Below are 6000 nucleotides of genomic sequence, written 5' to 3'. Positions count from 1 at the left end.
GAAAACGTAAAATTCCCATCAAGCACTTGAATCATGTGTTTGATGGGGATTTTGGAGTTTCTGGTGAATAATTCAGGTAACTCTATATAATTATTATTACATTAAAATATAACAGTTACGCCAATTTGGACAAAAAAACTGGGCGTTCAGCTGCTAAAAGTTAGCAGGGACGTCCAGTTAAGTTAAACTAAACTTGGTTTACCGTATAAGTAGCCTTGATGCAACGTAATACCGAATTGCTTGGCCAAAGCTTGGTCGTCAGCGTCCTCGACGCCTTCCAGAATCAACCGCAACCGATATTCGCGAGCGATTTGTGCCCAGAAGGCCAGACTGGCAGGAATCAAGTCATTTTCACCGCTCATTCGTAAGTTTTGCATGGCGAATTTGATCTCGTCGACAAATGGTAATAAGTCGCGAATGTTTTGGTAGGTGTTCGATCCCGTACCAACGTCATCGAGCACCAGGCCGATGCCATATTGGTGTACGGCCAGACTGAACTGCTTCATTTCGTCTAGCGTCGGGGCTTCTGTTAACTCAATCGTTAAGGCGGCTGGTGTGATGCGCTTCTTGAGCGCAATCACGGTCCCTAGGGTTAGGGGATGTCGCAACTGCTGATTGTTGAGATTGAACGCGAGTACCTGATTGTTGACGGCGGTCTTCAATGAAGCGGCCGTCTCTTCAAGAAGTTTCGCTTGATCGGCTACGGAAATATCCGTGAAGTGGTGGGGGAGAACCCAATTATCGTCTTCCTGTTTACGCAACAGAACTTCGTAGCCAAAGACACGGTGGTCATCTTGATTGATTTGTGGTTGTACAAAGAAACGATACATAACCGATCCACTCCTTTTGCCTCTCTACACGTGAGTTTAGTTTCATTCTACCGCATTTCTTAAAAAGTGCAACGCCATATATCGTTCAGTGTGATAACGGCGGTAACCTATAACCGGCTCAGGTCACTGTTTATCACCGAATAAGCCGCTTGAAAAATAAGTTGATTTAGTCGCTGACCTCGCTTCCAAACCATGATTATTTTCGTGATTGTCACGAGTTCTGGAAGTGGGTAAATTAGGCATATTCTTAAAAGTGTGAGTTGGTTAACGATTGATAAGTCAGATGTTATCGTTCCATTTAAGTCGAACTAGCTCCGCCAACCTTACTGTATTTGCCAGAAAAAAGCAAGCAAAACTTGTTTTTTGTTTGGGCGAGACCTGGTCGAGTGCAGTTACGCAGGTGGGGGCTGGCCGCCTTACCGTCCGCTAGATATGAGTTGGAACGCGGTGGGCGTCGGACCGAGCCACAGGGCGGTCTCGGCCCTCAACTTGGAGCCGGTAGCCCGCGTCTCCAAGTTGCCAGTTCCCTAAACGGCATGAATCGCGCCGCCAAGGGAACTCCCACGGCTGAACTCATATCTAGCGGACTCTCGGCTACAATAGCACCTTTCAGCGACAATCGGTGTATTGCGCGAGTCAGCCAACCGTTCGGATAACAAGTTTTGACATAGCGTTCTGGCACCTACTTCCACGATAGCCCTTGCCAAGAGGGGAGTTAGCTGGTCTATTAGTGATTTATGCCAAGCTACTGGATGGAAGAATCTTAGGGACTCACGAATCAATCAGCGATTTGAAGTGTGGTGAACGTCTGGCTTTCTTGTTGAGACCATTTACCAGCCCCAACAACTCCTGAATTTTCGCGGTAAGAACGTTTCTTGTCAACAGAATTGGTGTTAATGCAAGGGCAACGACTCCCACTGCCAAATACAGTCGTCATTGCCCATCGGAATCGTAGCCGTGAGTCCGTCAAATATGGGCTCAGCCGTGGGAGTTTTCTTAGCAGCGGTCTTGGCTGGTTAGAAAACTGGCGTCTTTGAGACGTGGACTTCGGCTCAAAGGCGAGGTGTCGAGACCGTCTTTTGGCTCGGCCCGTCCGCCCACAGCGTCACGGCCCATATTTGACGGACGGTAAGGCGGTAAAAAAAGCGCCACCCGCAAGTCCAGTAGACCCGTGAGTGGCGCTCAGTGCATGTTTGATTAATACCCGTAGCCGCTGTTGCCAGTGCTGTCAGTGGCGTAGCCGTTACCCGTGGTGCTGGTATCGGCGTCCGTCGTGAATTTCTTGGTGTTGGCCAAGCCCAGCGTCTTTCTGATGTGGTTCGAGACACGTTTCAGCTCGGTCATGGTTGGTACTTGATAGGAGAGGCCGTCGATCATGGCGTCTTGTCCTTGCAATGTCTCTGACTTGATGTGGTGAGAAGCATCCCCGTATTTCGCCCGAATCTGCATCAGGTCATCAAAGGTCAAGTCGGTCTTCAAGTTCCCGTTTAGTGACTTCAGAATCGTTTGGTAACGGGTGATGGAGGACAACCCCGCCGCCTTGACGACTAGCTTCTGTAGGACTTCGCGTTGCCGTTTTTGTCGGCCGTAATCACCCAGCGGATCTTCGTGACGCATCCGGGAGTAGTCAAGCGCTTGTTTCCCGTTCAAATGGGTCTTCTTGCCCTTGACGACGTTGGCCGCACCATATTGGAAGGTCAGCGTTGGTTTCACGTCGACCCCGCCGACCGCGTTGACCATCTTTTCCAGTCCACCCATGTTTACGATGGCGTAGAAATCAATGGGCACGTCCAGCAGGTTCTCCACGGTCTTGACCGCGGTCTTGGGCCCACCAATCGTGTAGGCGGCGTTGATCTTTTGAATTGAGGCGTTGACGCCAGAACCAACAGTGACTCGCGTATCCCGGGGAATACTGGTCAGGTAGGCCGTTTCCTTGGTCGGGTTGATGGTGGCGACCATCATGGTGTCGGTCCGGCCCACGTCTGAACGGCCCAGTGCCCCGGTATCTGTTCCCATCAACAGAATCGAGAAGGGCTTATTGGACTTCAAGACAGCGGACACGTTGCGGCTCTTGGCGGCGTTCGAGGCTTCATAGGTCTGGCTAAACGTCTTCTTTGCCGAATTCCACGCCTGGTACCCGTAAGCAAGGCCGCCGCCCAGTAAGACCAACATCGCAATGACAATCGTCCACATGACCGGCCGGTGGGGGTGAACCGCGGGGGTCTTGAAGTGGGAGTTACGGTCGGAACGGCGGTCATAGACCTGTTCGAAATCCTCAGGTGTCCGCTGCCGTCTTGGTTCATTATCGTTTGGCATAATTATTTCCTCATCCTCATTAAAATCTTGACCAATTTCGTTTCGGGGCCGCACCACGATGTTATCGCGGGGCCTCAGCTACACACAGATTTGGCAATTCCCCTGGAATCTTATCTGTAGACTCAATTAATTCATTAGACCATAAAAACGGCCATTCGTAAATGTTTCCCCCGGACATTTTCGGTATTTTGTTTGGTTGTCTAGACCGGATAAAAGCGGATTTCACAAGTTGTCAAGGTAAGTAAAAGTGGCTAACACCGCTGTTTGTAACCGGTTGCGGCTGCAGAAACTGGTGGGTGCGTGCTATAATAAGAAGCGTTGCTTAAGAAAATCTAATTTTGGGTAATGTTTCGAGGGGAGGTCGGCAGATGGCCGTTTTTATTCGAAGTGTTTCGGGTGTCTTAATCATTTTAGTCATGATTGGTCTCGGTTACGTGCTGTCTCGCCGGGGCTGGTTTGATGACCAGGCACCGAAGTTAATTGCGCGCCTCGTCACGCAGATTGCGTTGCCGGCCTACATGATCAGTACGATCACCGCGAAATTTTCAGCGGAGACGTTGAAACGCACGTTGCCGGATCTCCGGTTTCCAATCGTTTCCATGTTGATCATGTTCGGCCTCTCCATCGTGGCCTTTCATGCGTTTCGCATCAAGCCGGGGCACCGCGGGCTGTTTGAATCCATGTTTCTGAATTCAAACACCGTTTTTGTGGGCTTACCAGTCAACGAAGCGCTGTTTGGCCCGAAGAGCTTGCCGTTCGTGTTGGTTTATTACATGGCCAACACGACCTTTTTCTGGACGTTGGGGGTCTACTTGATCCAGCGTGACGGCCAGGGAGGCGCCAAGTTCGACCTGAAACAAACGTTACAAAAAATCTTTTCACCACCGCTCCTGGGCTTTATCGTGGGGGTCATCTTGGTTCTTCTCGACATCCAATTGCCGGGTTGGATCATGAAAGACTTCCAATATATTGGGGGCCTCACGATTCCGTTGTCCATGATCTTTATCGGGACGGCGATTGCCGGTGCGGGGTTGCAAAATATCCACGTGGACCGCGACAGTCTCGGCATCTTGCTGGGCCGTTTCATCGTGGCGCCCGTGTTGATGGGGCTGTTGGTGTTGCCCACCAGCATGCCGATTCTAATGAAACAAGTCTTTATTTTACAAGCAGCGATGCCCGTTATGACCAACGCACCTGTCGTGGCTAAATTGTACCGCGCCGATGCGGATTATGCGGCCATCATGGTAACCGAAACGACCCTCCTAAGTTTAGTGGTGATTCCGATTCTGATGGTCATCGTCCAGCACGTTGCCTAATTGATCTGGTCGTTACTTTTAAGGAGGAACAATTTTTCGTTTTGAGAAAAACACTGTTGTATATCGCATTTTCAACGTTAATGTTCAGTTCCATGGAAATCGCTCTGAAGTCTGCAGGGAACGCGTTTAATCCCATTCAATTGAATCTGATCCGCTTCTTCATTGGTGGATTGATTCTCTTGCCAATTGCCTTGCGGGCCTTACATAAGCAAAGTCACCGGTTGACCGGGCGCGATTGGGCGCTATTTGCGCTGACCGGGCTGGTTTGTGTCATCATCAGTATGACGCTGTATCAACTGGCAATCAGTGTCGACGAAGCATCGACGGTCGCTGTACTGTTCAGCTGCAACCCTGTCTTTGCCTTGATCTTCTCTTACCTGATCTTGCACGAACGGCTTGGCCGGGCCAACTTGATTGCCGTGGTCGTATCGATCGTCGGGTTAGTGGTCATCGTCAACCCCGCGCATTTGACCAATCCAGTCGGCTTAGCGCTGGCAATTGGTTCCGCGTTAACCTTTGGCTTGTACAGTATCGTGTCACGGTGGGGGTCTGTCCGGCACCATTTCAACGGAATCATCATGACCTGCTTTACCTTCCTGGCCGGGTCAGCTGAGCTACTCGCCATCATGTTGCTGACCCACGTGCCGGCCGTTGCCGGGGGCTTGCGTCAGGTTAGCTGGACCCGTCAATTTGCGGCGATGCCGATCTTGCAAAATGTCAGCCTCCAGTACTTCTGGATCCTGTTCTTCATCGGGGTCTGTGTGACTGGTGGGGGGTTCGCCTTTTACTTCTTGGCGATGGAACGCTCCGACGTGTCGACGGCCTCATTGGTCTTCTTCATTAAGCCAGGGCTGGCACCCATCATGGCGGCCGTGCTGATTCACGAAAAGATTCTGACCAACACCATCGTCGGAATCGTCATCATCTTGATTGGGTCGGTCATCACCTTCATGGGGAACCGGGTCAAGGCGCGCGAATCTGCATTGGCAGAAGAAGACGCCAGCGAGTTCCAAGAAGCAGACGATGCTGTGGCTGCGCACAAGCTTGCTGCCCATTCGGAATCTTCTGTGGATTAATTCAAATGATTGTAAAGGTACGCCACCATGCCGGTAGCGTACTTTTTAATTACGGCTAGAACCATTATCACTAGGCGATTTATGACGTTAAGGTTAGTCGTTACAGCTTTCATAGTGAAGGCTGGCCGCCTACCGTCTGTCAAATATGGGACGGAACGCGGTGGGCGGACGGGTCGAGCTAAGGAGCGGTCTCGACACCTCGTCTTTGAGGCAAAGGTCACGTCTCAAAGACGCCAGCTTTCTAAGCGGTATGAATCGTGCCGTTTAGAAACTCCCATGGCTGACCCCATATTTGGTAGGCGCCTGGTTTCACTAATTTTAACGAACAGAGAATACTGTCCTTCTAAGAAGCAACGCGTTAAGTCTATTTTCAAGCTGTTGTTCCACCAGAAATTAAGTGAAAACTGACACAAATCACACGGACCCGGCCAAAACCTATGGTATGATGGTCAGTGAGAATTG

General features: G+C 50.6%; 4 protein-coding genes. 2 read left to right on the top strand and 2 right to left on the bottom strand.

The genetic code is table 11. The features are described from left to right. Nucleotides 1-182: 182 nt before the first annotated feature. Both NGM66_RS03270 and NGM66_RS03265 read right to left on the bottom strand, forming a co-directional pair. Nucleotides 183-830, bottom strand: coding sequence for an EAL domain-containing protein (locus NGM66_RS03270; protein WP_208910638.1), 648 nt, complete (start codon nucleotides 828-830; stop codon nucleotides 183-185). Nucleotides 831-2027: 1197 nt separating this feature from the next. Further along, nucleotides 2028-3146 carry an LCP family glycopolymer transferase gene (locus NGM66_RS03265; protein ID WP_208910636.1) on the bottom strand — a complete coding sequence of 373 codons (1119 nt, stop codon included), beginning with the start codon at nucleotides 3144-3146 and terminating at the stop codon, nucleotides 2028-2030. Nucleotides 3147-3514: 368 nt separating this feature from the next. On the opposite strand from NGM66_RS03265, the gene NGM66_RS03260 reads away from it, so the two are divergent. Both NGM66_RS03260 and NGM66_RS03255 read left to right on the top strand, forming a co-directional pair. Continuing rightward, a complete protein-coding gene (locus NGM66_RS03260; protein WP_208910634.1) occupies nucleotides 3515-4462 on the top strand; it encodes an AEC family transporter in 948 nt (315 codons plus the stop codon). A 41-nt stretch (nucleotides 4463-4503) separates the two neighbouring features. Further along, on the top strand, nucleotides 4504-5538 hold the full coding sequence (locus tag NGM66_RS03255) for a DMT family transporter (protein ID WP_208910632.1): 1035 nt from the start codon (nucleotides 4504-4506) through the stop codon (nucleotides 5536-5538). Nucleotides 5539-6000 lie beyond the last annotated feature (462 nt).

It is taken from the genome of Levilactobacillus yiduensis (assembly GCF_024718525.1).
GTDB lineage: Bacteria > Bacillota > Bacilli > Lactobacillales > Lactobacillaceae > Levilactobacillus > Levilactobacillus yiduensis.
This window is presented reverse-complemented; position numbering and strand designations above follow the sequence as displayed.